Consider the following 1,607-nt stretch of genomic DNA (forward strand, 5'->3'; position numbering starts at 1 on the left):
GCTTATCAGTTGTTAGCCATGCCGAAATTAGTTGTTTTGAAGCTAGATGATAACTTGATAAAAGGGGTGCGAGTTTCTCTGGAAATCGGTGCGGAAGGAGAGCGGCCTGCAGTGGAAATCCAAGCCTTCTTGCCTCCGAAACCAGAAATAGCGGAACACTACGATCGCTGGCAGTCAACTTACCGCAGTTTGGGAGATTTCCGCATTAAGCCGATCGAAATTAGCATTAGCGGTTCTCGTGCGGAACAGTTGGCCAAATGTCGCTTGTTGCGGGAACAGTTAAGCCAGCAAATCAATAGCTGGCTCAACTCCGAACCGTTTCGCGAACTCAAAGAAACATTGCTCGAACAATTAATGCCGTCGGACACGATTCGATTTTTAATCAAAACTGACGACATCGATTTGCGGCGGCTGCCTTGGTACTGTTGGGATATTTTTGAGCGCTACCCGAAAGCCGAAATTGCTTTGAGCCCCGCAATTTATAAAAAACAGGCTATTGCCAAAAGAAATCCCGCTCAAGGCCTCGTAAAAATTTTAGCAATTTTGGGGAACAGTCAAAAAATTGATATTGAGCAAGATCGAATTATACTTGCAGAATTGCCTTCAGCAGAAGTTACTTTTTTAGTAGAACCAAGTCGCCGCCAAATCGGCGATCAGCTTTGGGAAAAAAGCTGGGATATCTTATTTTTTGCCGGACACAGTTCCACCCGCAGCGACGGCCGATCGGGTAAATTTTATATCAATCAAACCGAGAGTTTAACAGTAGAAGAACTGACACACGGTTTCAAGCTAGCGGTTAGCAGCGGCTTGCAGTTGGCTATTTTGAATTCCTGCGATGGATTGGGAATAGGGCGCCAGCTTGAAGATTTGGGCATCCCGCAAACGATCGTAATGCGGGAACCGGTGTCCGATCGAGCTGCCCAAAATTTTTTAAAGTATTTTCTCCAAGCTTTTTGCAGCGGGGAATCTTTGTATGTGGCAGTGCGCCTGGCGAGGCAAAGATTGGCAGAATTAGAGTTAGAAATTCCCGGCGCTGATTGGCTGCCTATTATTTGTCAAAATCCGGCATCTAAGCCGCCAACTTGGCAAGAGTTGCTGCACAAACCCGAGCCGGAAACTGCCAGCAATCCGCCATCTTTATCTCGGCTGCGCCGCTTTCAGATCGGGCTGTTGGCGATCGCAACTGCTGCTGTTTCTGTCATGGGAGCGCGATCGCTGGGCTTGCTCCAGATATGGGAATTGCAAGCTTTTGACCAACTGATGCGGCTGCGTCCTGCTGAAAGCTCAGACTCGCGTTTGCTGGTGGTGGAAGCGACGGAAACGGATATCAACAAATACGGCTTTCCGCTGCCGGATGCGACGATCGCAAAAGCAGTGGAAAAATTGGCCCCGTATGGGGCGCAAACGATCGCCCTGGATATCTTCCGCGATCGCCCTTTACAACCCGGTTATGCAGCATTAGCCGCTCGCTTTCAGGGCGATCGAAATTTAATTGGTTTGTGCAGCGTCAAAGAAACCGGCAAACCCAACAAATGCGGCATCAAACCGCCGCCCGCACTGCCAAAAGAGCGCCTCGGGTTCAGCGATGTGGTGGCAGATGCCGACGG

Annotated in this window: 1 protein-coding gene; it reads left to right on the plus strand. The window is 49.4% G+C overall.

Features of this window, described 5'->3' with window-relative positions; all coding sequences use genetic code 11:
- On the plus strand, positions 1–1,607 hold a 1,607-nt coding region (locus tag QUA38_RS25200), incomplete at both ends, for a CHASE2 domain-containing protein (RefSeq protein ID WP_333166789.1).

This window comes from Microcoleus sp. Pol12B4 (genome assembly GCF_036701385.1).
GTDB lineage: Bacteria > Cyanobacteriota > Cyanobacteriia > Cyanobacteriales > Microcoleaceae > Microcoleus.